Consider the following 26,851-nt stretch of genomic DNA (forward strand, 5'->3'; position numbering starts at 1 on the left):
TCTCTGCTTATGGGAAGGACGCTAGGGAGGGCTGGCCATCGCCTCCATTATACCTTGGGTCGCATGCGAAAATCAGGCGGCAACCCCGACGCGACTGCGCACCAGGTCCGCGACCACGCTCGGGTCGGCCAGCGTGCTGACATCGCCCAGCGCCTGGGCCGACACCTCCCCTTCGGCGATCTTGCGCAATATGCGGCGCATGATCTTGCCCGATCGTGTCTTGGGCAGGCCGGGCGCGAACTGGATCACGTCGGGCGTGGCGATCGGGCCAATCTCGCTGCGCACCCATTGGGTGAGGGTCCGGCGCAAATCCTCGCTCGGCTCCTCGCCGACATTCAGCGTGACATAGGCATAAATGCCCTGCCCCTTGATGTCGTGCGGCATGCCGACCACCGCCGCCTCCGCCACGGTCGCATGCAGCACCAGCGCGCTCTCGACCTCGGCCGTGCCCATGCGATGCCCCGATACGTTGATGACATCGTCGACCCGGCCGGTGATCCAATAATAGCCGTCCTCATCCCGGCGGGCGCCGTCGCCGGTGGTATATTTGCCGGGGAAGGTGGTGAAATAGGTCTGGAAGAAACGCTCATGATCATTCCAGACGGTGCGCATCTGGCCGGGCCAGGACCGGGCGATCACCAGATTCCCCTCGCTCGCCCCCTCCTGCACCACGCCATCGCCATCGACGATCTGCGCCTCGACACCGGGCATGGGGAAGGTCGCACTGCCGGGCTTGAGGTCCGTGGCGCCCGGCATCGGCGCGATCATCGCGCCGCCGGTCTCGGTCTGCCACCAGGTGTCGATGATCGGGCAACGCCCCTCGCCCGCAACACCATGATACCAGCGCCAGGCTTCGGGATTGATCGGCTCGCCGACGCTCCCGAGCAATTGGAGCGACGCGCGGCTGGTCTTCGCGACATGATGATTGCCCTCCTTCATCAGCGCGCGCAGCACGGTCGGCGCGGTGAACAGCGTATGGACCTGATGCCGGTCGACCACCTCCCAGATGCGGCTGGGCGTCGGCCAGCTCGGCAGGCCTTCATACATCAGCGTCGTCGCGCCATTGGCCAGCGGGCCATAGACGATATAGCTGTGCCCCGTGACCCAGCCGACATCGGCCGCGCACCACCAGATGTCGCCGGGCCGATAGTCGAAGCAGAGCGCATGGGTGAGGCTGGCCCAGAGCAGATAGCCGCCGCTCGAATGGACCACGCCCTTGGGCTTGCCGGTGGAGCCGGAGGTGTAGAGCAGGAACAGCGGGTCTTCCGCCTTCATCACCTCGGCCGGGCAATCGGGTGCGACGCCGGCCATCGCCTCGTCATACCAGCTGTCGCGGCCCGGCTGCATCGCCACCGCTCCGCCGGTCGCGCGCACCACCAATACGCGGCGCACGCTGGTGCAATGGTCGAGCGCCAGCGCCGCGTCGACATTCGCCTTGAGCGGCACCCGCTTGCCGCCGCGCCGCCCCTCGTCGGCGGTGACGACGATGCTGGAATCGCAATCGGTGATGCGGCCGGCCAGCGCCTCGGGCGAAAAGCCGCCAAACACGACGCTGTGGATCGCGCCGATCCGCGCGCAGGCGAGCAGCGCCACCGCTGCCTCCGGGATCATCGGCATATAGATGGTGATGCGGTCGCCGCGCCGCGCGCCTGCGTCCTTGAGCACATTGGCGAAGCGGCAGACCTCGGCATGGAGTTCACGATAGGTCAGGCTGCGCGGGGCGTCCGCCGGATCATCGGGTTCCCAGAGGATCGCCGTGACGTCGCCCCGCTCGGCCAGATGCCGGTCGAGACAATTGGCCGACACGTTGAGCGTGCCGTCGGCGAACCATTGGATACCGAAATCCGCTTCGTCGAAGCTGCTGTCCGACGCGCGGGTCGGCGGCGTGATCCAGTCCAGCCGCTGCGCCTGCTCCAGCCAATAGGCATCACCGTCATCAAGCGACCGGCGATAATCAGCGGCGCGCGCCGCCTGGTTCATGCGGGCATGGGCCGCCCAGTCGGCAGGTATCGGAAACAGGTCTTCGGACATGATGGCTCCCTTCATTGGCCGAACCGCACGCCGATCCAGAGCGTCCTGGGCGTGCCCAGGTCGATGGATCCACCGGCATTGCGGGTGACGATATCCTCGTCGAACAGATTTTCTCCGCGCGCGACCAGGCTGATGCCATGGCCGATCGGCAACCGGGCGAGGGCGTCCAAGGTCAGCGCATCGGGCAGCACATCGCTCTGAAGGTCATCCTCATATTGCTTGGCCGTGTAGCGCAGCGTCGCCGACAGCTCCGGCCCGGCCTTGGGCGCCCAGGCCAGCGTCGCGCTGGCCGAGTGACGCGGCACCTGCGCCGGGGCAAAGCCGTCAAATGCCATGCCCGGCGCATCGACCTTGGAGCGGCTATAGGCATAGGAAGCGAGCAACGAGAAATCGGCCGGCAGTTGCGCGCTGGCGGTCAGTTCCGCGCCCTTGGCCACGATCGCGTTCACATTCTGCCGCTTGCGGGTGACACTGTCGATGGTGACATTGGCGATCGCATCGTCGAGCCGATTGTAGAAGAGGGTGGCCGAGAGCTGCACACCCGGCGCCGGGGTCAGGTCGATACCGCCTTCCACGCCCTTGAGCTTCTCGGGCTTGAGTGCCGCATTGGCCTGGGTGGTGATCGGGAAGACGACGAAGGGGCGATACAGCTCGTTGAGCGTGGGCAAACGGAAGCCGCTATAGGCCGCGCCGCGCAGCGCCACCGCATCGCTGACATGGTAGAGCGCGCCGGCCCGACCGGAGAAGGCCCAGTCGGAGCGATTGCCGTAGCTGCTGTCCTGCGTCACCACGCCCGCCGCACTCTTCGCCTTATAGAAGCCGTTGCGGATCGACCAGCGATCGGCCCGCACCCCGCCGGTCAGGACAAGATTGCCGCCAAAGACATCGGGGCTCCAGTCATCCTCGGCAAAGATGCCGCTGCTGATCTGGTCGCCACCGGCATGGCGGCGCGATGTCAGCGGGTTGCTGGCGATGCCGGCATTATAGGCATCTTCAACCATGTCGCCGGTGGCAAAGCGGGTGTCCGCGCCGATGCGCAGCACATGATCCTCGCCCACCGGCGGGCGCAGCTCGATCTTGCCGCCGATCCCGGTCGAGGGCGTGTTGCGCTGGTCGAGCGACTTGCGGAAGCTGGTGGAGGAGATGACGATGTTGGAGAAATTGCGCGCCTGAAGATAGGCGAGCGCATCAACCTGCCAACGGCCGCGCGAAATATAGCGGATGCTGGCGTCCTGGCCCTGGCTCATGCTGTCGGCGCCGGCAAAGCGCAGCGTGCGGTTGTCCTGGAACAAGGTGCCGCGAAAATGGATTTCCGAGGTCGCGTCGATCGGCGCGACCGCGCGCAAATTGGTCGACCAGCTATCATAGGCGGCGGGCACGGTGGCGGCGACGCGCTGGTCACGGGGCGTGGTCTGGAAACCGTCGCCCCGGTCCCAGCGACCCGAGAGCGACACGTAACCGCTGCCGAGATCCGGCGCGATGCTGGCCGACAGCTCGGTCGCGTCCCTGCTGCCATAATAGGCGCTGGCGCCGAAGTGTGGCATCTGATCGCGGGTGGCGCTGGCCAGTTCGATCGTGCCTGCGACCGCGCCGGCGCCGAACGCGCCACTGCCCCCGCCGCGCGTCACCCGGACCAGTGCCAGCCGGTCGGGCACCAAAGCCGAAAAGGGGATATAGCCGAAAAAGGGATCGGCCACCGGCACGCCGTCGAGCAGCACCAGCGTCCGGCTCGACGCATTGCCGCCCAGCGCGCGCAGCGTGGCGCCCTGGTTCGACGGATTGGACGCGCGACTGTCAGATCGGCGGAACTGCTGGAAACCCGCGACATCGGCCAGCACGCTCTCGATCCGACCCGACGCCGCATCCTCCAGCCGATCCCGGTCGATCGTCACGGAGCCGTAGGCCGGCGTCCCAGGCGGCAGGGCGAGGCCCGTGCCCGTCACAACGATCGACGCGGCGGCCATCGCTTCGCCAGCGCCATCGGGTGTCTCCGCCTGCGCCGCGAAGGGCGCCATGCCGAGCGCAAGCCATTTTGTTCTGCGCATATATCCTCCCCTGCCGCCCCGTCATGCGAAGGGGCGACATCCCTTCGATAGGATGCCGCCCCTTGCCGGAACATTGGCCTTTGGGCCGATGCTCCTGCCTTCCGCTCAGAAGAAGAGGATGGCGCCGGCGGCGATCGTGTCGCCCTCCGCTTCATTGCCATTATGCGCCTTGGACGTGCTGTGGATATATTCGCCGATCAGCGTCACCCAGCTGGTCAGGCCATAACGGCCCTGCCCCACCCAGCTGCTGTTCTTGCGGATAAGCGTCGGGTTGGCGAGCGCATCGGCGGCATTGGCATAATGGAGATTGCTCTCGCCATAGCTGCCGCCGACCGAGAATTTGCCGAAGGTCGCCAGCCCCTGAAGATAGAAGCCGTCGCTGTCGCGCTTGTTGCCGGCGGCATCGGTGTCGAACAGGTTGAGCGCCGTCGTGCCCAGCCCCGAGCCATTATAATAATAGCCAGTGAGGACGATCGGGCCGTAGCCGATCTTGGCACCGGTATCGAAACCGCTGCCGGTATAGGAAATGCCGTCGACGCGATTATGCCGTTGGGTAATCCCCGACAGCCAGGCGCGGGCCGAGAAGTCGCCGAACTTGCCGTCATAGACGATCTTGCCCTGGAAGCCTGGGGACTTGTTGCTTTCACCCGGTCCCGTCAGCGATTCGAGCGGCTGGAAGACGCCGACCGAGACCTGGAAGCCCGACAGGCTGGGCGAGGTATAAGTGATCTGCGGCTGGAAGTCCGTGTAGATATAGCCGATACCGATGCGGCCCAGCGACGTGTTGGACGGCGCGACATTGCCGCCGCTCGACCCGACCGACAGCAAAGTGATGTCGTTCAATATGCCTTCCGAGCCGAACAGGCCGATGTCGCGACCCAGCTTGAACTCGCCCAGCCCCGATCGGCCGATGGTCATGTAGGTCTGGCGGAAATCGATGCCGGCGGTCTGCAGCGCGACCGGCCGGCCGCCGGCATTGGCGCCGCCGCCGACCGAATAATCCGCGCTGTTGATGCCGGGATACATGCCGAAATGAGCGCCGACGTCCCAGCCGCCCTGATTGGTCGTGACGTCGAACTTCAGGTAGCCGGGCAGCAGGCCGTTGCGGATCGCCGAACTATTGCCGCCAACCGGCACCACGCCGCCGACGACATCGGTATTCGACCCCGCCGCCTGGCCATTTTCATGGGTGTAGAAACCGTTGACCGATCCGGACATCTTGACCGTGACGTCGCCCACCTCGAAGCCAACGCCACTGTCGGCGACACGCACCACCGGCTTGCCCTCCAACGCGGCGGGCGCGGCGGCGGCGGCCGGCGCCGCGGCGTCTTCCTTTGCCAGCTGGGCATATTCCTCATCGGTGAGGATCCCCTTCTCATGAAGCCTTTTCAGCAGTTCGCTCGTCGTCCCGGCGCTCGCCGGCGTTGTCCCTGCGACGAACAGCAACGCCATGGCGGCGCTGCCGAGGAATGTTCCCCGTGCCATCTCATCCTCCCTCTTGTACGCCGGTCGTGCCGGCTGTCGGGAAGAGTGGGCGGCGGCGATGGCGGCCGAAATTGGACTTTGGTTCTCGTCCTCCCCCCGCGCACCTCGCTATACTTTTGGTCAGGGCGCGACGGCGATGCCCCACGGCCCGGCGCCGACCGCTACCGTGCCGACGACCTTGCCGGCGGCCAGGTCGATCACGGAGACATTGTCCGAAAGGCCATTGGCGGCATAGGCGCGCGCGCCGTCCGGGCTGACCGCGACATGCCAGACCCGCTTTCCAACCGGCACATAGGCGCGGACCTTGCGGGTGGCGACATCGACCAGCGCGACATGATTGGCACGGCCGAGCGCCACGACCGCCGTCTTGCCGTCCGGCGTGAAACGGATGCCGCAGGGCAATAGCTGATAATCCTGCACGCCGGGAATGGCAAAATGCAGCGTCTCGACAATCTTGCGCGTGGCCGGATCGGCAATCTGCACCGTGCCGCCCATCTCCGCCGCGATCCACAGCTCCTTGCCATCGGCGGTAAATTCGACATGGCGCGGGCGCTGGTCGGTTTCGGTCGCATCGACCATCGTCTTGGTCGACAGGTCGATCCAATTGACGACACCCTCATCCTCCGATGTCACCACCACCCATTGGCCGTCGGGGCTCTGCGCCACGCCCTCCGGCTCCTTGCCGACATCGACCTGGAAGGCGACCTTGCGGCTGTCGAGGTCGATCGCGGTCAGCGCGGCATTATCCTCATTGGCGACGAACAGGGTCCGGCCGTCGCGCGACAGGAAAAATTGCTCGGGATCCTGCCCCGATGGCAGGTCGGCGACGACCTTGCCGGTCGCGCGGTCGATCATCTGCACCGCATGGTCGTTGCTGGCGCAGAGCAGGATATATTTGCCGTCCTTGGTGAGGGTGATGCCGCGCGGCCGTCCGCCCACCGGCCAGGTCGCGACCGTCTGCATCGTGGCGGCATCGATGACGCTGATGCTGTTGCCGCGTTCGTTGGAGACATAGAGCGTCTCCGCCCGAACGGACGGGATCGCCGCCGCCAGCGCAAGCCCCGCCACCACATGCTTGATCATGCCCGCATCCTCTCGTCCTTTTGGCTCAATAGCCGATTAGCCCCCGGCCCGTCGCGGCGGGATTGTACCAATGGCCAATGGGGGCCGTCCCCGCCCTCCCCTACAGTCGTCAGCGACAGGGACGACATGCGGCCAGCACAGGCACGCGGCACAGACGAGGGTTTGGGATGAGGAATTACGGACGGATCGCATTGTTCGGCGCGGCCTGCCTGGCGGGCGCATCGATCACATCGGCACTGATGGCGCATGGCAATGTCACGCCGCAGGCGGTCGACACATCGGCCCTGCCGGAAATCGGTGCCGACTGGGTTCAGCACAATCCTTATCGCGGCAATGCCACGGCGGCCAAGATCGGCGAATCCGCCTATGGCCAGAATTGCGCGCGCTGCCACGGGCTGGACGCGGAAAGCGGCGGCATCGCCCCGGACCTGCGCTATCTGGAAGTCGGTGACAGCGGCGATGAATGGTTCATCCAGCGTTACCAGCATGGCTCTAGCCATGACGGCAAGGTCTATATGCCGCCCTTTGGCGACGTGCTGGGACAGAAGGCCGGATGGGCGATCCGCGCCTGGCTCGAAACCAAGCATCAGGAGTGACCGCGATGGATCGCCGCGCCTTCTTGAGCAGCGCGGCGGCCGCCGCGCTGGCGGTCTATGTATCAGGCGGGCAGGCCGCAAAGGCCGCGCCGCTCGGCAAGGTCAGGGAATTGGGTGTCCTTCGGGTCGCAGTCTATAAGGACAACCGCCCCTGGTCCTGGCGCAAGGACGGCAAGCTGACCGGGATCGACGTCGACCTGGCCCAGGCGCTGGCCAAGGGGCTGGGCGTGCGCGCCGACATTGCCGAACTGGTCGCGGACGAAAGCGCCGACGACGACCTGCGCAACGGGGTGTGGAAGGGCGGCCTTTTGGGCTTCCAGCCGGCCGACATCATGCTCCATGTGCCGTTCGACCGGACTTTCGCCGCACGCAATGATCAGGTCGCGATCATCGCCCCCTATTATCGCGAGAGCTTCCAGTTTGCGGCGGTGAAGGGCGAGATCGACGTCAACGCGCCGCCGACCCAATATCGCGGCAAGCGGCTGGCGGTCGAGATCGACTCCATTCCCGATTTCTATCTGATCGGCACATTCGGCGGCATATTGGCGAAGGACGTCGTCCATTTCCCCGGCGGGACGGAAGCCGTCACCGCGCTGACCGATGGCCGTGCCGATGGCGCGCTCGCCAGCCGGGCACAGATCGAGGCGGTGCTGCACGACAGCGGCGCCACCAACATCGTCCGCCGCACCAGCCCCCTGCCCGCCTTCACCTCGGCCGGATGGGACATTGGCATGGCGGTGAAGGAAAATAGCCGGAACCTGGGCGATGCGGTCGAGACCATCCTGGCCGACATGACGCAATCGGGCGCGCTCAAGGCAATCTTCGAGCGCCATGGCGTCGCCTATGCGCCGGCCGTCGCGGCCGGCTGATCCGGCGACCCAAGGTCCAATTGGCACGGCCGCCGTGCCCCATAAGGTGCTGCATCGACGGCGTTGATCACGCCGGAAAACAAGGGAGGATGACTATGACGGGACGTTTCACGCGTTCGTTCCTGGGGGCAGCCGCGATCGCGCTGGTGGCCGGGGCCGCGCCACTGCTGGCGGCCGATGCGGCGGGCGGGCCGACCGATGCCGACCTGATGAACGATGCCGCATCGACCGGCGACGTGCTGACCTATGGCATGGGACCGCAGGCGCAGCGTTTCAGCACGCTCAACCAGATCAACACCGACACCGTCAGCAAGCTGGTGCCCGCCTTCGCCTCGTCACTGGGTGGCGAGAAGCAGCGCGGCCAGGAGTCCCAGCCGCTGGTCTATGACGGCACCATCTATGTCACCGGTTCCTATTCGCGGCTCTATGCCTTCGACTCCCGCACCGGCGAGGAGAAATGGGAATATAATGCCCGCCTGCCCGACGACATCATGCCATGCTGCGACGTCGTCAATCGCGGCGCGGCAATCCATGGCGACAAGATCATCTTCGCCACGCTCGACGCGCGGCTGGTGGCGCTCAATCGCCATACCGGCAAGGTGGTGTGGAACAAGCAGATCGCCGACTACAAGGCCGGCTACAGCGCGACCGCCGCGCCGCTGATCGTCAGGGGCATGGTCATCACCGGCAATTCGGGGGGCGAGTTCGGCATCGTCGGCGCAGTCGAGGCCCGCGACGTCGATACCGGCGAGCTGATCTGGCACCGCCCGGTGATCGAAGGCAACATGGGCACCTTGCGCGGCAAGGATAATGGCATCACCGGCAAGCTCAATGCGACCTGGCAAGGCGATCTCTACAAGACCGGCGGCGGCGCAACCTGGCTGGGTGGCACCTATGACCCGGAAACCAATCTTCTCTATTTCGGCACCGGCAACCCGGCCCCCTGGAACAGCCATTTGCGGCCCGGCGACAATCTCTACACCGCGTCGACGCTGGCCATCGATCCCGAAACCGGCGTGATCAAATGGCATTACCAGACCACCCCGCATGACGGCTGGGATTTCGACGGGGTCAACGAGTTCATCCCGTTCGACGCGACGATCAACGGCAAGCCGATGAAGCTGGGCGCCAAGGCGGACCGCAACGGTTATTTCTTCGTGCTCAACCGGACCAACGGCAAGTTCGTCAGCGCCAACCGCTTCGTCATGCAGACGACCTGGGCCAGCGGCTATGACAAGAATGGCAAGCCGATCGTGATCCCGGCCGGTCGCCCCGGCGCGCCAAGCGCGACCGAGAAGGGCAGCACCGTCTTCTCCTCACCCAGCTTCCTAGGCGGCAAGAACTGGATGCCGATGGCCTATAGCAAGGACACCGGCCTGTTCTACATCCCGTCCAACGACTGGGGCATGGACATCTGGAACGAGCCGATCGCCTACAAGAAAGGCGCCGCCTATCTGGGTGCGGGCTTCACCATCAAGCCGATCGCCGAGGATCATATCGGCGCATTGCGGGCGATGGACCCCAGGACCGGCAAGATCGTCTGGGAATATAAGAACAAGGCGCCGCTGTGGGGCGGCGTGCTGTCCACCGCCGGCAATCTGGTCTTCACCGGCACGCCCGAAGGCTATCTGAAGGCCTTCGACGCCAAGACCGGCAAGGAATTGTGGAAGTTCCAGACCGGGTCGGGCGTGGTCGGATCGCCGGTCACCTGGGAACAGGATGGCGAGCAATATGTCGCCGTCATGTCCGGCTGGGGCGGCGCGGTGCCGCTATGGGGCGGCGAAGTGGCCAAGTCCTTCAAGGACATCAATCAGGGCGGTTCGCTCTGGGTGTTCAAGCTGGCCAAATAAGGAGGCGAGGACGATGATCGTCATGGGGCGCGGACAGCATATGCACGGCGGAAATCGCGGGCAATTTGCCGCGCCCCCGCCTATGATCCATCATCATGGCCAGGGGGCGGACATGCAGGTCGAAGATAATGACGCGATGATGGAAAGGGTGCTGATCGTCGACGATCACCCGCTGGTGCGCGACGGGCTGCGCAGCGTGATCGCGGTCAGCTTCGACGGCTGCGAGATTTTCGAGGCGGCCAGCCTGGAGGAAGCGCTGGTGACGCTGGAGAAACAGTCCAATTTCGACCTGGTGCTGCTCGACCTCAATATCCCCGACGTGAAGCGGCTCGATGGCCTGAAACTGCTGCGCAGCCGCCACCCGATCCTGCCGGTGGTGATGGTGTCAGGCGCGTTCGACCGGGGAATCGTGCGCGAGGCGCTGGGCGCCGGCGCGGCTGGGTTCATCCCCAAGTCGATGAAGCGCAGCGCCATCGTCGATGCGCTGCACCGGGTGGTGTCCGGTGAAATCTACATGCCCGACGCGATCGACGAGGCGCCGCAGGAAAGCGCCGAGGAAGCCGATATCCTGACCCGGATCGGCAGCCTGACACCGCAGCAGCGGATCGTGCTGACCCATCTGGTCCATGGCCGGCTGAACAAGCAGATCGCCCATGACCTGAGCGTATCGATGACCACGGTGAAGGCGCATGTCTCTGCGATCCTGCAGAAGCTCAACGTCTTCAGCCGGACCCAGGCGGTGATCCTGGCCAACCGGGTCCATTTCGACGGCGACAATTGAGCGCGGAAAATAGGAAATCCCGCGCTTAACTTCGCATATTTCCCGCACATTTCGACATTTTGATGCCGATGTTGGAAATCATGTTGCGCGCCCCATCCCTATCGTCCCCTGTTCCCGATTAGCATGGAACAGGGGCTGTAGGACAGGAAGGGACGGGTCAGAAGCTGGCCTTCAGCCCGTCGATCACGAACTGCGCCGCGAGCGCGGCGAGCAGCACGCCAAGCAGGCGGGTAATCACCGCCTCGATCTTGGTGCCCAGGATCGCCATCAGCGGCCCGGCCGCCAGCAAGGCGCCCAGCATCAGCACCAGCGTCACCGCCACCGCGACCAGCACGACCAGCCGGTCGACCATGCCGTCGGCGCGCGACATCAGCAGCATGACGGTCGCGATCGAGCCCGGCCCGGCGATCATCGGCATCGCCATCGGGAAGACGGAGACATCCTCCACCTCCGGCGTCTCGGCGATCTTCTGCGCCCGATCCTCGCGCCGCTGGGTGCGCTTTTCGAACACCATGTCCATCGCGATCATGAACAGCATGATGCCGCCGGCAATGCGGAAACTGTCCAGTTCGATGCCCAGCACGCCCAGCAGCTGCTTGCCCCACAGGGCGAAGACCAGCAGGATGGCGGCGGCAATGCCGACCGCGCGGATCGCCATCGACCGGCGCTGGGCGATGCTCGCCCCGCTGGTCAGGCTGGCATAAATGGGCGCGCAGCCCGGCGGATCGATCACCACGAACAGGGTGACGAAAGCGGATATGAACAATTCCATCATGACGGCGCCCCCACCTTGTCGTCGATCACCACATCATAGCCGGTCCCGTTCCACATGCGGACGGTGACCCGGCGGCTGCCATCGGTCGCGACATCGGCGGACCAGATCAGGCTGTCATCCTGCGGCACCGGTGGCGCCTCCCCCTTTGCCGGGGGCGGACCTTCGGGCCGCGCGCCGCGCTTGCAGGTCGCAACCTTGCCGGTCAGAAATTCCGGCGCGTCCCGTTCGGTCGCCAGACGATCGCCATGATCGAGTATCCACTGCCAGCGGCCCTTCTTGTCGCGCCGCCACAGGGTGGTGAAATAGCCGACCGATCCGTCCGGCCGTTTCCAGTTGCCGGTGCTGGCGGCGAGCAGGCCGTCGCAGGAGACATAGACGATCGAGGGCGACCAGCTGACCGAGGCCGGCGGGTCCGCCTGCTTCTTCAGCCAGTCCTTCGCCACCACCCGCTGCGGCACGAACATCACGGCGTCGTCCGCCGCCGTTTCGCGAAAGGCGGTCCATTGTCCCTTTTGCTGGGCAAGCCGGTTGAAGGCGATTTCGGCCGCGATCACCGAGCTGGGATCGGGCTGGTAACGCATCGGCGGCTTGGCCGCGACCAGCATCACCAGACTGAGGGCGAGGAGCGCGCCGCGCCCCTTCACAGCCCCTCCGGCTTGGCGAGGCCCGCGCGCGCATGGGCGGCGACCAGCGTGTTGCGCAGCAGCACCGCGATCGTCATCGGGCCGACGCCGCCGGGGACCGGGGTGATGGCGCGGACATGGGACAGCGCTTCGGCCGTGGCGACATCGCCGACGATCCGGCCCTTGCCATCTTCGGTATCGACCACGCGGTTGATGCCGACGTCGATCACCGTCGCGCCCGGCTTGATCCATTCGCCCTTCACCATTTCGGCGCGGCCGACGGCGGCAACCACGATGTCGGCGCGGTGGACGATGCTGGCGATGTCGCGGGTGCGGCTATGGGCGATGGTGACGGTGCAATTTTCGGCCAGCAGCAGCGCCGCCATCGGCTTGCCGACGATGTTGGAACGACCGACTACGACCGCCTCCATGCCCGACAGGTCGCCCAGCTCATCCTTCAGCAGCATGATGCAGCCCAGCGGCGTGCAGGGCACCAGCGCATCCTGCCCGGTGGCTAGGCGCCCCGTATTGACGACATGGAAGCCATCGACATCCTTGGCCGGGTCGATCGCGGCGATCACCGCCGCTTCATCGATATGCTTGGGCAGCGGCAACTGGACCAGGATGCCGTCGACCCGGTCGTCATGGTTCAGTTCCTCGATCAGGTCGAGCAAGTCATCCTCGCCGATGCTGTCGGGGCGCTTGAACTCGAAGCTTTCCATGCCGGCGGCCAGGGTCATCTTGCCCTTGTTGCGGACATAGACGCTGCTCGCGGGATCTTCGCCCACCAGCACCACGGCCAGACCCGGCTTGCGGCCCGTCTGTTCCACGAAGGCGGCGACGCCATCGGCCACCTTGTCCCGCAGTCCGGCCGCAAAAGCCTTGCCGTCGATAATCTTGCCGATCGTCATGTCGCGTCTATCCATGTCTCGATGATGGCGGTCAGCCGGTCCAACGCCTGCGCCCCGCCCTGTATCCGCAATCGCTTTAGCCGGTTGGTATCACCCGATTCCAGCAAAATCGCGCCCCTGGGCCAATCCAGCCGCTTGGCCAGCAGCGCGATCAGCGCCGCATTGGCCTTTCCCTTTTCCGGCACGGCGCGCACGCGGGCGGACAGCCAGTGCGCGCCATGTTCGTCGGTCCAGCGCCCGCCGACATCCTCGCGCGTGGCGCCGGGCGTCAGGCGGACCGCCAGAATGAGGTCATCCCCGTCCCGGCGCCAGCCGGTCAGAGACTGTTTGAGAAAGCCGGTACCAGCCCGCTCCCCCGCCCAACCACCCGACAGGATGACACTGGATCGGGTGGTTGGGCGGGGGAGCGGGCTGGTACCGCGCTGAAAAATCGCTCTTTCGCGATTTTTCAAACAGCCGGTCACATCAGGCTGGAGAAGAGCGGCGGCAGGATCGCCTGGCGGATGATGAGAATGCCCAGCAGGACGACCATCGGCGTCAGGTCGAGCGCGCCGAGGTCCGGCATGATCCGGCGGATCGGATTATAGATGGGCGCCGTCATCCGATCGAGCGCGACCATCACGGTGCGCACGAAATCGCTGCCCATGTTGACGACGTTGAAGGCGATCAGCCAGCTCATGACGGCCTGGATGATGATGATCCACCACAGCACGTCGAGCAGGATGACGATGGTCTGATAGAGGGCGTAGGCCATGCGGTCTCCGAAAGAGCGGTTGGCGCTCGCTCTAGCCGAGGCATGGGGCCGGCCACAAGTCGCGACAGTCCCTTATTCCACCAAAGGACGCCATAGTTCTGCAAAAGCCTGCTCAGCAGGAAGGGGTAGGAGGACCAGCCTGTCGCGCTATAGCTGGGCCATGGATTTTCGTGACGCCTCCCCCGCCGATGCCCCGCTGATCGCCGCCATGCATGTGGAAAGCTGGCGCATCGCCTATGCTCATATCATGGACCCGGCCTATCTGGCGGGCGGGATCGAGGCCGAGCGGCTGGCCACATGGACACAGCGGCTCGAACATCCGGCGCCGGGACAGCGCATCATCATCGCCGAACGGGCCGGGCAGCCGATGGGCTTCACCTGCATCATTGGCGGGGCCGATGATCGCTGGGGCACGCTGGTCGACAATCTCCACGCCCTGCCTGCCGCGCGCGGCACCGGCCTTGGCACCGCTTTGCTGGCGCGCGGGGCGCAATGGGCGATCGAGGGTTGGCCGCAGACCGGCCTGTTCCTGTGGTGCTACAGCGACAACCAGGCCGCGCGCGGCTTCTATGCCTCGCGCGGCGGGATCGAGGTCGAGGATTGGGACAAGCCCGGCCCGGACGGCCGGACCCTGCCGGAAAAGCGCATCTACTGGGCTGATCCGGCGATCCTGCTCCGGTAAATCGGCGCTTATTTGCGGATCAGCGTGCCCGCACCGCGATCGGTGAAGATTTCCAGCAGCATGGCGTGCGGCACCCGGCCATCCAGGATGACGGCGGCGTCGACGCCGCTCTCGACCGCCTTGACGCAGGTTTCCAGCTTCGGGATCATGCCGCCGGTGATGGTGCCGTCGACCTGCAACGCATGGATCGCCGCCGGATCGAGATCGGTCAGCAATTCCTTGTCCTTGTTGAGCACGCCCGGCACGTCGGTCAGCAGGAAGAAGCGCGACGCCTGAAGTTCGGCAGCGATCGCGCCGGCCATGGTGTCGGCGTTGACATTATAGGTATGGCCGTCGGCGCCGATGCCCACGGGCGCGACCACCGGGATGATGCCGTCCTGGGTCAGCGTGTCGAGGATGCGACGATCGACCGAGACCGGATCGCCGACGAAGCCCAGGTCGACATGGCGTTCGATGCCCGAATTGGGATCGGGCGCGCGGCTGTGACCGACCTTCTCGCACAGGACGAGGCCGCCATCCTTGCCCGAGATGCCGACCGCGCGGCCACCCGCGCCGCTGATCCAGCCGACGATTTCCTTGTTGATGGAGCCGGCCAGCACCATTTCGGCGATCTGGGCGGTTTCCTTGTCGGTGACGCGCAGGCCGTTCACGAACTGCGATTCGACGCCCAGCTTCTTGAGCATCGCGCCGATCTGCGGTCCGCCGCCATGGACGACGACGACATTGATGCCGACCGCCTTCATCAGGACGACGTCCTCGGCGAAGTCGCGCGCCGCCTCCGGATCGCCCATGGCATGGCCGCCATATTTCACGACGAAGGTCTTGCCCGCATAGCGCTGCATATAGGGCAGCGCCTCGACAAGGGTTTCGGCCTTCGCGAGGAGCGCGGGATCGGGGGCGTAGTTGCTGGTCATGCGCGCGCGCATAAGCCCATATGCGCGCTACGGCAAGTTATCGATCGAGGCGACGGCCCAATGCAACCGCTGCGGAGATGAGCGGCGGCACCAGGATGATCGACAGCAGCACCTTGGTAATCATCTGCCCGACCATCAGGTCCATGATCGGTCGCTCGCCATAGAAGGAGATGGTGATGAACAGCAGGGTGTCGACAATCTGCGACACGACGCTGGCCACCATGCCGCGCAGCCAGACCAGACGGCCCTCTCCCCCGGCCAGTCGCGAAAAGATGAAGACGTTGAGCGTCTGCGACGTGCCATAGGAAATGAGGCCCGCCAGCATCATGCGCGACCCCTGTCCCACGACGATCGGGAAGGCATCGACGGCGGGCGGATACATGCCCGGATCATGCGGCAGGGCGATGACGATATGAATGAGCGCGGCCGACACCAGCAGCGGCACGAAGCCCAGGCGCACCAGCGCGGTCGCGGTCTTTTGCCCGTGCAGTTCCGACACGGCGCTGGAAATGATGACCAGCAGCAGGAAGGCGAAGATGCCGGCCTCCACCGCGAGCGGCCCCAGGGCGACCTGTTTCACCCCCAGCACGCCGGCCATGCAGACCATGCCGCCATAAAGGATGGAAAAGACGAAGAGGGAGCGGGTCAGCGGCGCGGGCGATGAAGTCATCGCCAGCCCTTACCGGGATTCGGCCTGCGGGGGAAGATGGCGCGGCACGCCCTGTCCCGTCCCCTTTCAGGCCAGCATGGTGCGCAGCAGCGCGCGCAGTTGCGCGGGCTTTACCGGCTTGTTGAGCAGGGGGATGTTGGCGGCGGCGAGCTGGGTCTTGAGCGGTTCGCCGCGATCGGCCGAGATCATGACGGCGGGGATGCGGACGCCGAAATGATCGTGCAGGCGGGTGATGACCGTGTCGCCGGTTTCCCCGTCCTTGAGATGATAGTCGACCAGGATGATGTCGGGCCGGCGGCCATCGGCGAACAGCGCGGCCGCCTGGTCATAGCCGTCGGCGGTGACGACGCTGCACCCCCAGCCGGTGAGCAGGGTGCGCATGCCCGACTGGATCTGCTTTTCATTGTCGACCACCAGCACCGACAGGTCGCGCATCGACCGGTCGCGGGTCGGCTGGCCGGTATCGCCATCCTCCTCGCGCTGAGGCTGGCCGATGGGGAGGGCGATGGCGAAGGTCGCCCCCTGCCCCGGCTGCGAGCGCAAGGTGATGGGGTGGCCCAGCATGTCGCTGGCCCGCTTGACGATGGCGAGGCCCAGCCCCTTGCCCTGGCTGCGGGTGTCGAGCCGGCGAAACTCCTCGAAGATCAGCGCCTGCTGCTCGGGCGCGATGCCGGGGCCACTGTCGGTCACGCTGATCTCCACCCGGTCGTCATGCTGGATACAGGCGACCGAAACCGTGCCGCGCGGCGTGTAGCGGATGGCGTTGGAGATGAAATTCTGGAGGATGCGGCGCAGCAGGCGCAGGTCGGTTTCGACCCAGAGCGGCTGCGCCTCGATCCGGAAGGCAAGGCCGGCCGATCGGGCCATGGGGGCGAATTCGACATTCAGCGTCTGGAGCAGTCGGTCGATACGGAACGGGCCGATTTCCGGCTGGATCGCGCCGGCATCCAGGCGCGAGATTTCCAGCAGCGCCTCCAGCAGATCCTCAACCGAGTCGAGCGCGGTCGAGGTCTGGTTGACCAGCGCGCGGGTCGGCAGCGCCAGCCGCCGATCGCCCAGCGCCGCGACGAACAGCCGCGCGGCATTGAGCGGCTGGAGCAGATCATGGCTGGCGGCGGCGAGGAAGCGGGTCTTGGACAGGTTCGCCTTTTCCGCGACGATCTTGGCATCGATCAGCGCCGCCTCGATCGCGCGGCGCTCGGCCACTTCCCCTTCCAGCTTGCGGTTGAGGTCGACCAGTTCGCCGGTGCGTTCTGACACGCGCCGTTCCAGCGTCTCGGCGGTTTCCTGAAGGCTGGCCTGGGCGCGCAGCATGTCGGTGACGTCGGTGAAGCCGAACACCTGGCCACCATCGGCCATGGCGTTGCTGCGCAATTCGAAATGCCGTTCCCCAGCGGTGCAGAGGCAGACCATCGCCTGCTGATCCGCGCCGCCCCCGCGCCAGTCGAGGCAGCCCTGATCATTCATCGCCAGCGTCTCGCGGCACCAGCGCTGCAATTCGGCATGGCTGCCAAGCGCGCCAGCGAAATTTTCCGGCAAAGCGAGCAGCCGGCGCAGCGCGTCGTTCCAGGCGGCCAGCTGTCCATTGCCGTCGAACACGCAGACCCCCTCCGACAGATTGTCGAGCGTGGATTGCAGCACGACGTTGCGTTCGGCCAGTTCGCGGGCACGGGCGCGGGCATCCTCCGCCTTCGCCTCGGTAATGTCGGTATAGATGCCGACGATGCCGCCTTCGCTGGTGCGCAGTTCGTTGATCTGTATCCAGCGACCATCGGCCAGCCGCTGCACCTGGCCGCCATCGGCGATGCCGTGCTTGGCCAGGCGATCCGACACCCAGCGATCGGGCGCGACCTGAGCCCCGGCCGGTCCCTGGCTGTGGGCGGCGATGCGGGCGATGTCGTGGAAGGTCAGATTCTGGTCCAGCCGCTCGGCGACCTGCGGCCAGAAGCCGAGATAGGCTTCATTGTAGAGGATCAGCCGGTCTTCGGCATCGAACAGCACGAAGCCTTCGTTGATCGATTCGATCGCATCGCGCAGGCGCACCTGCGCGGCGTCCGCATCGGCATGGGCCTCGGCCAGATCGGCATTGGCCTTGGCGAGGCGGCCCAGCGCATCCTCCAGCTGGAGCGTCCGGTCGCGCACCTTGGCTTCGAGCGAGATGGCGGTTTCGAACATGGAAAAGGCGTTGGCCGACATATCGGTCGAACGTTCCACCCGGTCCATCAGCGCGCCGTTGATCTTGCGCAGCTTGCGCACCTCCTCGCGCAGGGCATCCAGCTCCGCGTCGGCTTCAAGGGCGGTGCGCAGCTCGCTCATCGGCCGATCGCCAATCCGCTGAAGGTCTGGTTGACGTGCAGCGCATGATATTGCTCGCCATAGGTGTTGAAGCCGATGACCCGGTTGCCGGCATAGAGGGCTGAAACATCGCGCGAAATCTGGCGCTGTTCGGCATCGATGCGGTTGAGCACGCAGTCGAAGGCGATGATCCGGTCCACCTCGCCCACGCGGGCGTGCAGGTCGGAGAAGAGCTGGCGCATGCCGGCGATCCGATCCACCGGCTCGCCGATATTGAGGACGATCCCTTCGTCGATCGCGCAATAGAAGGTCAGGCTGCCGTCCGCATTGGCGCTCTGGATCGAGCGGACATGATATTCGCCGCCGGCCCGGACCATCGGCGGATGCGCCGCGAAAAATTCCATCCCCAGTTCCTCGCCGGCATGGCCGGCCAGGCGCAGATATTCGGCCGCGGCCGGCTCTGCATTGATCTCGGTCACGATGCGTTCGTGCGGGATCGCGCCGGTAATCACCATCTTGGCCGCGCCAGGCTGATAATGCTGCGCCTTGAAGACGTGCATCGGCCGGGTCGAGGAGAGGATCGCCACCACGGCGGCGCGGGCATGGAAGCGGCCGCCATCGAAGATCGCGGTCTGGCGGAAGGCAAGATCGTCGCCGGACGATCCGCCGATCAGCGGAATGTCGCCCAGCGCATCCTGGATCGTCATGGTCAGCAGTTCCTCGCGATGCGAGAGGCCGTCGACCAGGAACAGCGCGACATGATTGACCAGCCCGCCCAGTCGGCGGCTGTCCCGTTCCGCCTGCGCCGCCAGCGTCCGCACGATTTCGCGCGCGGCGACCGGATCGAAATTGTCGATGTCGTCGAAACAATGGGAGGTCATGCAGAAATCGGCGGCGGGAAAGCCGATCACGGTCAGACTGTCATGATCATAGCCCGCATCGGTCAGTTCGCCCGAGCTGGTGCAGCCGATCACGGTGGTGCATTCGCTATGCAGGTTGATCGCCCGCGCCAGGCTGTCCCGGTCATAATGCTGGGAACAGAAGATCACGGCGCCGGCCAGCGGCTCCGTACCCAGTTGATCCACCAGATCCGTCATCGCCTCGAACGGATCGTCGGCATGGGAGGACGCAAATCCTATCCCTGCCCTTACCCTTGCGCCTGTCGCCATTGTCTCTCCCCATCGCCCATTTTCTTATGCTTTGGGGCATTATCATGTAGCGGGTTCCGCTGGCCTGTCACGCGAAACAAGCCGGCTTCTGGCGCCGTGGATCAGGTGGAAGACCAGCAATGCGACGAATGGCATGGCAAGCCCCAGCAGCAGCGTCGCGGACAGGCGCGGCCAGTGCTTTTCCACGGCCTTGAGCGGATAGGAGAGCAGGCCCAGCGCATAATAGCTGACGGCAACCGTCGACAGCCCTTCGACCAGTTGCTGAAGCTGGAGCTGCATCCGCGCGCTGCGATCCATCGAGGCGAGCAGGCGGCCATTCTGGTTCTCGATATGGGTTTCGATCCGGGTGCGCAGCAGGGCGGTGAACTGCGCCGCGCGGCCGTTGAGCAGCGCCAGCCGGTCGGTCAGCGCCGCGCAGGTGCGCACGGCGGGCCAGAGCCGCCTTTCGGTGAAGTCGGCGAGCGAGCGATGGCCGGCGATCGGCACGACATCCAGTTCGGCGAGGCGACTGGCGACGATCCGGCCATAGGCGGCGGTCGCGCTCATCCGATAGGCGCAGCCGCTGTCGATCGACAATATGTCGGCGGACAACTGAATCAGTTTTCCCAGCAGCACATCATCGCGCACCTCGCCGGCGGCCAGCGCACGGCCGACCTGCTCCAGCGCCTGTTCCAGCCAGTCGAGATCGGCCCAGGCCGTGCGCGCGGGCGGCAGGCCAAGCAGCGCCAGATTGCGATAATTGCCCAGTTCCTGCAGCCGCTGGACGCAGCGGGCAAGATCGCCGGGCAGCAGGCCGTTGGCGGCCACCACCATCCTGCCATAGCCATCATCATGGATGCGAAAATCGGTCCAGATGCGTGCGCCGCCACCGACATGGCAGGTAACGAGCTGGCCCGCCGGGAAGCCGGCACTGGCCACCAGCTCCGCGGCGGCGCCTTCATCCGCAACGATCGCCAGCCGCACGGCGCGGATCACCGCGCCCGGCAGATATTCGGCCCAGGCGATCGCCGCACGGGCGTCGACCGCGTCGGGGAAATCCCAGCCGACCGGATCGCTGCCGCCGCGCACCAGGGTGACCGTGCTGGCCTCGCTATGCTGTTCCCAGTGAAGATGGATATCGGCGCCCAGTCGGGTCTCGCGATGGCGGCTGTCATGCCCCGGACGCAGATCGCCCGGCATGGCGGGCACGGCCTCCAGTTCCGCCGTGCGCGCGTCCGCATCGAGCAGGCGGACAAGCTGGATCATCCGCGCGGGGACCGTCAGCGCGGGCTCGCGGCGCAACTGCATCTCGCCCACCACCTGCGGGCGTAGCGCATGTTCGGTGAAGCGCCGCTCAGCCACCACGCGCCGGCTCTCCAGCGGCTTCCAGCAGATCCGCCTCCGCATCGGTGAAGACGCGCGAGCGGACGATGAAGCGCTGCCCTTCCGGGCTTTCGAGCGACATGCCGGCGCCCCGCCCCGGCACCACGTCGATCGTCACCTGGGTATGGCGCCAATATTCGAACTGGGCCGCGCCGATCCACACCGGCACATCGCCCGCGACATGGCCCAGCAGCACATCCTGCGGGCCGACCCGGAACTCGCCGCGCGGGAAGCACATCGGCGCCGAACCGTCGCAGCAGCCGCCCGACTGGTGGAACATCAGCGGGCCATGCTGGTCGGTCAGGCGCGCGATCAGCGCATCGGCCGCGGGCGTGGCGAGAATGCGGGCAGGACAATCGGCCATCGATCCGATCCTTCAGAACCAAAACCGCCATTGGCAACATTGGCAGAACCAAAGCTGGCGAGCATCCGGGGGAGGATGCCCGCCAAAGGTGCGGAGCGCCGAGAAAGGAGAGAGAAGGGGCGCTCCGCTGTGGATCCGTCAGAAGAAGCCCAGCGCCTTGGGGCTGTAGCTGACCAGCAGATTCTTGGTCTGCTGATAATGGTCGAGCATCATCTTGTGATTTTCGCGGCCGATGCCCGACTGCTTGTAACCACCGAAGGCCGCATGGGCCGGATAGGCGTGGTAGCAGTTGGTCCAGACGCGACCGGCCTGGATGCCCCGACCCATGCGATAGGCACGGGCGCCATCGCGGGTCCACACGCCCGCGCCCAGGCCGTAGAGCGTGTCATTGGCGATGGCGAGCGCCTCCGCCTCGTCCTTGAAGGTGGTGACGGCCAGCACCGGGCCGAAAATCTCCTCCTGGAAAATGCGCATCCTGTTATGCCCTTTGAGCACGGTGGGCGTCACATAGAAGCCATCGGCCAGTTCGCCGTCATGGGTGGCGCGATCGCCGCCGGTCAGCACTTGCGCGCCCTCTTCCTTGCCGATCGCGATGTAGGAGAGGATCTTTTCGAGCTGGTCGTTCGACGCCTGGGCGCCGATCATCGTCGAGGGATCGAGCGGACTGCCCTGCTTGATCGCCTTTACCCGCGCGATCGCCCGTTCGATGAACTTCTCGTAGATCGATTCCTGGATCAGCGCACGGCTGGGGCAGGTGCAGACCTCACCCTGGTTGAGCGCGAACATGGCGAAGCCTTCGAGGCATTTGTCGAAATAATCATCGTCCGCATCCATCACATCCTCGAAGAAGATGTTGGGCGACTTGCCGCCCAGTTCCAGCGTGACGGGGATCAGGTTTTCCGAGGCATATTGCATGATCAGGCGGCCGGTCGTGGTCTCGCCGGTGAAGGCGATCTTGGCTATCCGCTTGTTCGACGCCAGCGGCTTGCCCGCTTCCACGCCAAAGCCGTTGACGATGTTGAGCACGCCGGGCGGCAGCAGGTCGCCGATGATCTCGGCCAGCACCAGCACCGACATCGGCGTCTGCTCGGCGGGCTTCAGCACGATGCAGTTGCCGGCGGCGAGCGCGGGCGCCAGCTTCCACACCGCCATCAGGATCGGGAAGTTCCAGGGAATGATCTGGCCGACGACGCCCAACGGCTCGTGGAAATGATAGGCGATGGTGTCATGGTCGATCTCGCTGATCGATCCTTCCTGGGCGCGGGCGCAGCCGGCGAAATAGCGGAAATGATCGATGGCGAGCGGAATGTCGGCATGGGTGGTCTCGCGGATCGGCTTGCCATTGTCGATCGTCTCGGCCAGCGCGATGATGTCGAGATTGGCCTCCATGCGATCGGCCATCTTGAGCAGGATGTTCGACCGCTGCGTCGACGACATCTTGCCCCAGGCGTCCTTGGCGGCATGGGCGGCGTCGAGCGCGGCCTCGATATCCTCCGCCGTGCCGCGCGCGACCTGGCACACGACCTGACCGGTGACCGGCGAGATATTGTCGAAATACTGGCCCTTGGCCGGTGCCGTCCACTGGCCGCCGATATAATTGTCGTAGCGGTCGCGGATCAGGGTCTGGCCGGCGAATTTATCCAGCGCCTGTTGCAGCATCATCTTGTCTCCTGGGTCGATTTTGTGATCGTCTTTCAGCCTTCAGAAGATGGCAAAGCCGGCCGCCGGTGCAATTGGACCTTCGGTCGGATCGCCCCGTCTGCGGGACGAGGCGGGCATGAAGCGCGACCTGTGCCGCCCCCTCGACAGCGACCCGACGGGCTGCTCTATCTGGCAGGCCCCTTCCCTGCCCGGAGAGATTTCCCCCATGTTCCAAGTTTCCCACCTGGTCATCGTCGGTGGCGGGTTCAGCGGCACGCTGCTGGCGATCAACCTGCTGCGCTACGGGACGATGCGGGTGACATTGGTCGAGCGGCGGCCCGAACGGCTGGGCAAGGGCGTCGCGTTCGGCAGCGCCCTGCCCGACCATATCCTCAACGTCCGCGCCGGCAACATGAGCGCCTTTCCCGACCAGCCGGGCCATTTCGCGCAATGGCTGGCGGAGACGAGTGGCGGATCGGACGCCAGCTTCGCGACACGGGCGACCTATGGCCGCTATCTTTCCGCGCTGCTGGACAAGACCCGCGCCGAGGCGGGCGACCGGCTGGACGTGATCGATGATGCGGCGGTCGATATCCGCATGACCGGCGATGGCTGTGTCGTCGAACTGGCGTCGGGCAAGACGCTGGCGGCCGATGCGGTGGCGCTGGCGCCGGGCAATCTGCCGCCGCATGACCTGCCGCCATTTCGAGACAAGGCGCCCCCGCTCTATGTGTCCGAACCCTGGGGCGCGGACATTGCCGAGGGGCTGACGCCGAGCGACAAGATACTGCTATTGGGCACGGGCCTGACCGCGGTGGATTGCGCGCAGACGCTGGACAGCGCGGGTTTTCGCGGATCGATCCTGGCGCTGTCGCGGCGCGGGCTGGTGCCGCACAGCCATGCGCCGGCCATGCCCTTCCCCGCCCTGCGCGAACGGCCGGCCGCCCATTGCGCCGGGCTGGTCCGCACCATCCGCCAGCGGGCCGATGCGGTCGGCTGGCGCCGCGCGGTCGATGAGCTGCGCCCCTTCACCCAGGATATATGGCGGGCGGCCTCCCCGGTCGAACGGGCGCGCTTCCTGCGCCACGCCCGGCCCTATTGGGACGTGCATCGCCACCGCATCGCGCCGCAGGTGGCCGAACGAATCGCCGCGATGCAGGCAAGCGGGCGGCTGCGGATCGCGGCGGGCCGGATCATCGGCGCGCAGAACGCCGACCAGGGACTGATCGTGCAATGGCGGCCGCGCGGCGGCGAACAGGTGCAGGAGATCCGGGTGGCACGGGTGGTCAATTGCACCGGGCCGCTGGCCGACCTTGGTCGGGCCGACGATGTGCTGCTGCGCCGGCTGGCGGATCGGGGCGCGATCCGGCCGGATGCGCTGGCGATCGGTATCGACACCAACCGGCAGGGCCATGCCATCGCACGCGACGGCAGCGCGCAGGAGCGGCTGCTGGTGGTCGGGCCGATGACGCGCGGCGCCCATTGGGAAATCGTCGCCGTGCCCGATATCCGCCGCCATAGCTGGGACGTGGCGCGCGCGCTGACCGGCGCGCAATGGGTGGAGGCGGAAGGGCTTTAGAGCAAATTCCGATCCGACTGCGTCAGATCGGTTGCTCTAAGTTTTTGGTTTAACGCGTTTTCCGAGTCATCAGGTAATTCCACCTGATTAGAAAACGCTCTAAACCGGCAGCTCGACCTGCGCGCGCAGCCCGCCATCGGGCGCGCGCGCCAGCGACACCCGGCCCTGATGCGCCTGCGCTGCCGACTGGACGATCGACAGCCCCAGACCCACGCCGCCGGTGCTGCGGTTGCGCGAGGGTTCGCCGCGATAGAAGGGCTCGAAGGCGCGGGCGATATCGGCCTGTTCCATGCCCGGCCCGTCATCCTCGATCGTGACGATCGCCCGCCCCTCGTCGCGTATCACCCGCACCCGCGCCCGGTCGCCATATTTGATCGCATTGTCGATCAGGTTGGTGAACAGCCGCTTGAGCAGGATCATGTCACCCGCGATGATGACAGGCTCCGCGCCCGTCAGGGTCACGTCCCGGCCCATGTCGGCGAAATCGTCGACCAGCCCCTCGACCAGCAGGCCAAGGTCGAGCGGCTCCTTGAGGCGGGGGCGATTTTCATTGTCGACGAAATCCAGCGTCGTGCCGATCAGCGCCTCCATCTGGCGGATTTCCTCCTCGGCCGCGATCCGGACCGGCGCGGGCGCGGCGGTGAGGTGGAAATGGAGGCGCGACAGCGGCGTGCGTAGATCATGGGCGATCGCCCCGACGACCGAGGTGCGTTCGCGCACATAGCGGGCGATGCGCGCCTGCATCTCGTTGATCGATTGCGCCGCCAGCCGGATCTCGCTCGGCCCGTCGAGCGGGATCGGCTGTTCCTCCTGCCCTGCCCCCATCCGTTCGGCCGAGGCAGCGAAGGCGCGGATCGGGCGGGTCAGCCGCGCGCTGAACCAGAGGCTGAGCGGCACCACCAGCAGGATGCCGACGAGGAAGGCATATTGGCCGAGCAGCCGCCAGAGCGACCGCCCGCCCCGCGCTTCCCGCGTGATCATCCGCCACTGACCATCGGGCTGGCGGATCGCGGCGGTGAAGGTGCCCAGGATGAAGGGATCGGCGAGCCCATCGGGGCCATAAAGCTGCATCTCCGCCACGAACTGGCCGATCCGCTCGCGATCGCCGGGGTCGAGGCGGATGCGCACATCGGCCGCCGGCAGGCTGAGGCGCTGGGCCAGCAGCGCGGCGATCAGCCGATCGGCCGGGTCGGTCGATGCCGTCGGCGCGGCGGCCTGCCGCACCTCATGCACCACCGGCTCGTCGCGCAACAGGGGCTGGCCGTGGACGATGCGGGCAATCTCATAGACCGACAGCGGCACCCGTTCGGGCGGGATGAAATAGAGCAGCAAAGTGAGGCTGAAGGCGGTCAGCGTCAGGATCACGACCAGGGCCAGCGCCAGCAGATGGGCGTGGATCGAATTGGCCCAGCGCAGGAAGCCCGCCTTCATCCGCGCTGCACCGGCGCCTGGAAGATATAGCCTTCGGACCGGACGGTGTGGATCAGCTCGCCGCGCGCGCGGGTGCCGAGCTTGCGGCGCAACCGGCTGACCTGGGTGTCGATCGCCCGGTCGAACACATCGGCATCCTCGCCGCGCGCCAGTTCGACCAGCGCGTCGCGGTTCAATATCTGCTGGGGATGTTCGATGAAGGCGAGCAGCAGGGCGAACTCCCCCTCCGACAGGCTGATGATGATGCCGGCGGGATCGCGCAGCACCCGGCGCACCGGATCGAGCTGCCACCCTTCGAAATGATAATGGGCCAGCACCGGCTGGCGGGTGTCGGCGACCGGGCGGCGGCGGCGCTGCAGCGCGCGGATGCGGGCGAGCAGCTCGCGCGGCGACAGCGGCTTTGGCAGATAATCGTCGGCGCCCATTTCCAGGCCGGTGATCCGATCGCCCTCCGTCCCCAGCGCCGACACCATGATGATGCCGGCATCCTGTTGCCCCGCGAGCGAGCGGGCGATCGACAGCCCGTCCTCGCCCGGCATCATGACGTCGAGGACGATGATATCGACCGGCTGATGGGCAAGGATGGCGCGCATCGCCGGGCCATCGGCCGCTTCGCTGACGACATATCCTTCCTGCATCAGGAAGGCGCGGACCAGCGCGCGCAGCGACGGATCGTCATCGACGATCAGGATATGCGTGTCGCCCGGCGCGCTGTCGCCTGTCAGCTTCGCTGTCACCCTCATCCCTCCTCTTCCCATTCCGCCCCTTCTAGCCGCCGGCCCGCGCCGGATTTTGTCAGGCCCGACACAAAGGGCGGAATAAGCGCCTGCATTCTGCGCCGATTTTGTCGGCGCTGACAAATTAATCCGCCGCCCCCCTGCTAGAAGGATCGCACAAGAGGACCGGAGCAACCGGGCCGGCAGGGAAGAGGAGTGGGCCGC

Annotated in this window: 24 protein-coding genes; 6 read left to right on the plus strand and 18 right to left on the minus strand. The window is 66.0% G+C overall.

From position 1 onward, the window contains the following. Positions 1 to 72 precede the first annotated feature (72 nt). From acs to E5554_RS21550, 4 genes are all read right to left on the minus strand, one after another. Positions 73 to 2,031, minus strand: a complete 1,959-nt coding sequence (gene acs, locus E5554_RS21535) for an acetate--CoA ligase (RefSeq protein WP_136188032.1) — start codon at positions 2,029 to 2,031, stop codon at positions 73 to 75. A gap of 11 nt (positions 2,032 to 2,042) precedes the next feature. After that, positions 2,043 to 4,076 carry a TonB-dependent receptor gene (locus tag E5554_RS21540; RefSeq protein WP_136188033.1) on the minus strand — a complete coding sequence of 678 codons (2,034 nt, stop codon included), beginning with the start codon at positions 4,074 to 4,076 and terminating at the stop codon, positions 2,043 to 2,045. Positions 4,077 to 4,181: 105 nt separating this feature from the next. Beyond that, positions 4,182 to 5,561 (minus strand): porin, encoded by a 1,380-nt coding sequence (locus tag E5554_RS21545; RefSeq protein WP_136188034.1) that lies wholly within the window; start codon positions 5,559 to 5,561, stop codon positions 4,182 to 4,184. A 120-nt stretch (positions 5,562 to 5,681) separates the two neighbouring features. Beyond that, the gene (locus E5554_RS21550) at positions 5,682 to 6,644 is read right to left on the minus strand and encodes a PQQ-dependent catabolism-associated beta-propeller protein (RefSeq protein WP_136188035.1); all 963 of its coding nucleotides are present in this window, start codon (positions 6,642 to 6,644) and stop codon (positions 5,682 to 5,684) included. 167 nt (positions 6,645 to 6,811) lie between these two features. Between E5554_RS21550 and pedF the strand changes: the two genes are divergently transcribed. The 4 genes from pedF to E5554_RS21570 all read left to right on the plus strand — a co-directional run bounded on the left by pedF (position 6,812) and on the right by E5554_RS21570 (position 10,740). Then, the gene (pedF, locus tag E5554_RS21555; protein ID WP_004208341.1) at positions 6,812 to 7,240 is read left to right on the plus strand and encodes a cytochrome c-550 PedF; all 429 of its coding nucleotides are present in this window, start codon (positions 6,812 to 6,814) and stop codon (positions 7,238 to 7,240) included. Positions 7,241 to 7,245: 5 nt separating this feature from the next. Then, complete coding sequence (locus E5554_RS21560) at positions 7,246 to 8,109, plus strand: transporter substrate-binding domain-containing protein (protein WP_125997531.1); 864 nt, start codon at positions 7,246 to 7,248, stop codon at positions 8,107 to 8,109. 95 nt (positions 8,110 to 8,204) lie between these two features. Continuing rightward, a complete protein-coding gene (locus tag E5554_RS21565; protein WP_136188036.1) occupies positions 8,205 to 9,959 on the plus strand; it encodes a methanol/ethanol family PQQ-dependent dehydrogenase in 1,755 nt (584 codons plus the stop codon). 13 nt (positions 9,960 to 9,972) lie between these two features. Further along, positions 9,973 to 10,740 (plus strand): response regulator transcription factor, encoded by a 768-nt coding sequence (locus tag E5554_RS21570; RefSeq protein WP_136188037.1) that lies wholly within the window; start codon positions 9,973 to 9,975, stop codon positions 10,738 to 10,740. 157 nt (positions 10,741 to 10,897) lie between these two features. Here the strand turns inward: E5554_RS21570 and E5554_RS21575 are convergent, their stop codons facing one another. The 5 genes from E5554_RS21575 to E5554_RS21595 form a co-directional block, all read right to left on the minus strand. Further along, on the minus strand, positions 10,898 to 11,515 hold the full coding sequence (locus tag E5554_RS21575; protein WP_004208345.1) for a MarC family protein: 618 nt from the start codon (positions 11,513 to 11,515) through the stop codon (positions 10,898 to 10,900). Further along, on the minus strand, positions 11,512 to 12,159 hold the full coding sequence (locus E5554_RS21580) for a hypothetical protein (protein ID WP_010338454.1): 648 nt from the start codon (positions 12,157 to 12,159) through the stop codon (positions 11,512 to 11,514). The genes E5554_RS21575 and E5554_RS21580 overlap by 4 nt, the downstream gene beginning before the upstream one ends. Further along, positions 12,156 to 13,049, minus strand: a complete 894-nt coding sequence (gene folD / locus E5554_RS21585; protein ID WP_010338455.1) for a bifunctional methylenetetrahydrofolate dehydrogenase/methenyltetrahydrofolate cyclohydrolase FolD — start codon at positions 13,047 to 13,049, stop codon at positions 12,156 to 12,158. The genes E5554_RS21580 and folD overlap by 4 nt, the downstream gene beginning before the upstream one ends. Beyond that, positions 13,046 to 13,369, minus strand: coding sequence for a DUF167 family protein (locus E5554_RS21590; RefSeq protein WP_029547849.1), 324 nt, complete (start codon positions 13,367 to 13,369; stop codon positions 13,046 to 13,048). Before E5554_RS21590 ends, folD begins: the two co-directional genes overlap by 4 nt. A 140-nt stretch (positions 13,370 to 13,509) precedes the next feature. Then, a complete protein-coding gene (locus tag E5554_RS21595; RefSeq protein WP_136188038.1) occupies positions 13,510 to 13,803 on the minus strand; it encodes a YggT family protein in 294 nt (97 codons plus the stop codon). Between the two features lie 160 nt (positions 13,804 to 13,963). Between E5554_RS21595 and E5554_RS21600 the strand changes: the two genes are divergently transcribed. Further along, positions 13,964 to 14,485, plus strand: coding sequence for a GNAT family N-acetyltransferase (locus E5554_RS21600; protein WP_136188039.1), 522 nt, complete (start codon positions 13,964 to 13,966; stop codon positions 14,483 to 14,485). Positions 14,486 to 14,493: 8 nt separating this feature from the next. On the opposite strand, the gene argB is transcribed toward E5554_RS21600, so the two are convergent. The 7 genes from argB to adh form a co-directional block, all read right to left on the minus strand. After that, the gene (gene argB, locus E5554_RS21605) at positions 14,494 to 15,411 is read right to left on the minus strand and encodes an acetylglutamate kinase (RefSeq protein ID WP_004208351.1); all 918 of its coding nucleotides are present in this window, start codon (positions 15,409 to 15,411) and stop codon (positions 14,494 to 14,496) included. Positions 15,412 to 15,436: 25 nt separating this feature from the next. After that, the gene (locus E5554_RS21610) at positions 15,437 to 16,069 is read right to left on the minus strand and encodes a queuosine precursor transporter (protein WP_010338459.1); all 633 of its coding nucleotides are present in this window, start codon (positions 16,067 to 16,069) and stop codon (positions 15,437 to 15,439) included. Positions 16,070 to 16,135: 66 nt separating this feature from the next. Further along, positions 16,136 to 18,385 carry a NahK/ErcS family hybrid sensor histidine kinase/response regulator gene (locus E5554_RS21615; protein ID WP_136188040.1) on the minus strand — a complete coding sequence of 750 codons (2,250 nt, stop codon included), beginning with the start codon at positions 18,383 to 18,385 and terminating at the stop codon, positions 16,136 to 16,138. Next, a complete protein-coding gene (locus E5554_RS21620; RefSeq protein ID WP_210729782.1) occupies positions 18,382 to 19,533 on the minus strand; it encodes an FIST N-terminal domain-containing protein in 1,152 nt (383 codons plus the stop codon). Before E5554_RS21620 ends, E5554_RS21615 begins: the two co-directional genes overlap by 4 nt. 42 nt (positions 19,534 to 19,575) lie before the next feature. Then, a complete protein-coding gene (locus tag E5554_RS21625; protein ID WP_136188041.1) occupies positions 19,576 to 20,877 on the minus strand; it encodes a DUF3422 domain-containing protein in 1,302 nt (433 codons plus the stop codon). Then, entirely contained in the window at positions 20,867 to 21,259 is a 393-nt protein-coding gene (locus E5554_RS21630) for a DUF779 domain-containing protein (RefSeq protein WP_004208356.1), read from the minus strand. The genes E5554_RS21625 and E5554_RS21630 overlap by 11 nt, the downstream gene beginning before the upstream one ends. 138 nt (positions 21,260 to 21,397) lie before the next feature. Next, on the minus strand, positions 21,398 to 22,918 hold the full coding sequence (gene adh / locus E5554_RS21635; RefSeq protein WP_136188441.1) for an aldehyde dehydrogenase: 1,521 nt from the start codon (positions 22,916 to 22,918) through the stop codon (positions 21,398 to 21,400). Positions 22,919 to 23,126: 208 nt separating this feature from the next. Between adh and E5554_RS21640 the strand changes: the two genes are divergently transcribed. Next, entirely contained in the window at positions 23,127 to 24,479 is a 1,353-nt protein-coding gene (locus E5554_RS21640; protein WP_136188042.1) for an FAD/NAD(P)-binding protein, read from the plus strand. 99 nt (positions 24,480 to 24,578) lie between these two features. On the opposite strand, the gene E5554_RS21645 is transcribed toward E5554_RS21640, so the two are convergent. Together E5554_RS21645 and E5554_RS21650 are read right to left on the minus strand one after the other, a co-directional pair. Continuing rightward, complete coding sequence (locus E5554_RS21645) at positions 24,579 to 25,910, minus strand: ATP-binding protein (protein WP_136188043.1); 1,332 nt, start codon at positions 25,908 to 25,910, stop codon at positions 24,579 to 24,581. After that, the gene (locus E5554_RS21650; RefSeq protein WP_037490491.1) at positions 25,907 to 26,653 is read right to left on the minus strand and encodes a response regulator; all 747 of its coding nucleotides are present in this window, start codon (positions 26,651 to 26,653) and stop codon (positions 25,907 to 25,909) included. The genes E5554_RS21645 and E5554_RS21650 overlap by 4 nt, the downstream gene beginning before the upstream one ends. Positions 26,654 to 26,851: the final 198 nt, after the last annotated feature.

The organism is Sphingobium sp. PAMC28499, from assembly GCF_004795815.1.
In the GTDB taxonomy this organism is placed as follows: Bacteria; Pseudomonadota; Alphaproteobacteria; order Sphingomonadales; family Sphingomonadaceae; genus Sphingobium; species Sphingobium yanoikuyae.

Excerpts from the sequence above, each read along its gene's own strand:
- acs (WP_136188032.1), bottom strand. The coding sequence starts at position 2,031 with ATGTCCGAAGACCTGTTTCCGATACCTGCCGACTGGGCGGCCCATGCC.
- E5554_RS21540 (WP_136188033.1), bottom strand. The coding sequence starts at position 4,076 with ATGCGCAGAACAAAATGGCTTGCGCTCGGCATGGCGCCCTTCGCGGCG.
- E5554_RS21545 (WP_136188034.1), bottom strand. The coding sequence starts at position 5,561 with ATGGCACGGGGAACATTCCTCGGCAGCGCCGCCATGGCGTTGCTGTTC.
- E5554_RS21550 (WP_136188035.1), bottom strand. The coding sequence starts at position 6,644 with ATGATCAAGCATGTGGTGGCGGGGCTTGCGCTGGCGGCGGCGATCCCG.
- pedF (WP_004208341.1), top strand. The coding sequence starts at position 6,812 with ATGAGGAATTACGGACGGATCGCATTGTTCGGCGCGGCCTGCCTGGCG.
- E5554_RS21560 (WP_125997531.1), top strand. The coding sequence starts at position 7,246 with ATGGATCGCCGCGCCTTCTTGAGCAGCGCGGCGGCCGCCGCGCTGGCG.
- E5554_RS21565 (WP_136188036.1), top strand. The coding sequence starts at position 8,205 with ATGACGGGACGTTTCACGCGTTCGTTCCTGGGGGCAGCCGCGATCGCG.
- E5554_RS21570 (WP_136188037.1), top strand. The coding sequence starts at position 9,973 with ATGATCGTCATGGGGCGCGGACAGCATATGCACGGCGGAAATCGCGGG.
- E5554_RS21575 (WP_004208345.1), bottom strand. The coding sequence starts at position 11,515 with ATGATGGAATTGTTCATATCCGCTTTCGTCACCCTGTTCGTGGTGATC.
- folD (WP_010338455.1), bottom strand. The coding sequence starts at position 13,049 with ATGACGATCGGCAAGATTATCGACGGCAAGGCTTTTGCGGCCGGACTG.
- E5554_RS21595 (WP_136188038.1), bottom strand. The coding sequence starts at position 13,803 with ATGGCCTACGCCCTCTATCAGACCATCGTCATCCTGCTCGACGTGCTG.
- E5554_RS21600 (WP_136188039.1), top strand. The coding sequence starts at position 13,964 with ATGGATTTTCGTGACGCCTCCCCCGCCGATGCCCCGCTGATCGCCGCC.
- argB (WP_004208351.1), bottom strand. The coding sequence starts at position 15,411 with ATGCGCGCGCGCATGACCAGCAACTACGCCCCCGATCCCGCGCTCCTC.
- E5554_RS21610 (WP_010338459.1), bottom strand. The coding sequence starts at position 16,069 with ATGACTTCATCGCCCGCGCCGCTGACCCGCTCCCTCTTCGTCTTTTCC.
- E5554_RS21615 (WP_136188040.1), bottom strand. The coding sequence starts at position 18,385 with ATGAGCGAGCTGCGCACCGCCCTTGAAGCCGACGCGGAGCTGGATGCC.
- E5554_RS21620 (WP_210729782.1), bottom strand. The coding sequence starts at position 19,533 with ATGGCGACAGGCGCAAGGGTAAGGGCAGGGATAGGATTTGCGTCCTCC.
- E5554_RS21630 (WP_004208356.1), bottom strand. The coding sequence starts at position 21,259 with ATGGCCGATTGTCCTGCCCGCATTCTCGCCACGCCCGCGGCCGATGCG.
- adh (WP_136188441.1), bottom strand. The coding sequence starts at position 22,918 with ATGCTGCAACAGGCGCTGGATAAATTCGCCGGCCAGACCCTGATCCGC.
- E5554_RS21640 (WP_136188042.1), top strand. The coding sequence starts at position 23,127 with ATGTTCCAAGTTTCCCACCTGGTCATCGTCGGTGGCGGGTTCAGCGGC.
- E5554_RS21645 (WP_136188043.1), bottom strand. The coding sequence starts at position 25,910 with ATGAAGGCGGGCTTCCTGCGCTGGGCCAATTCGATCCACGCCCATCTG.
- E5554_RS21650 (WP_037490491.1), bottom strand. The coding sequence starts at position 26,653 with ATGAGGGTGACAGCGAAGCTGACAGGCGACAGCGCGCCGGGCGACACG.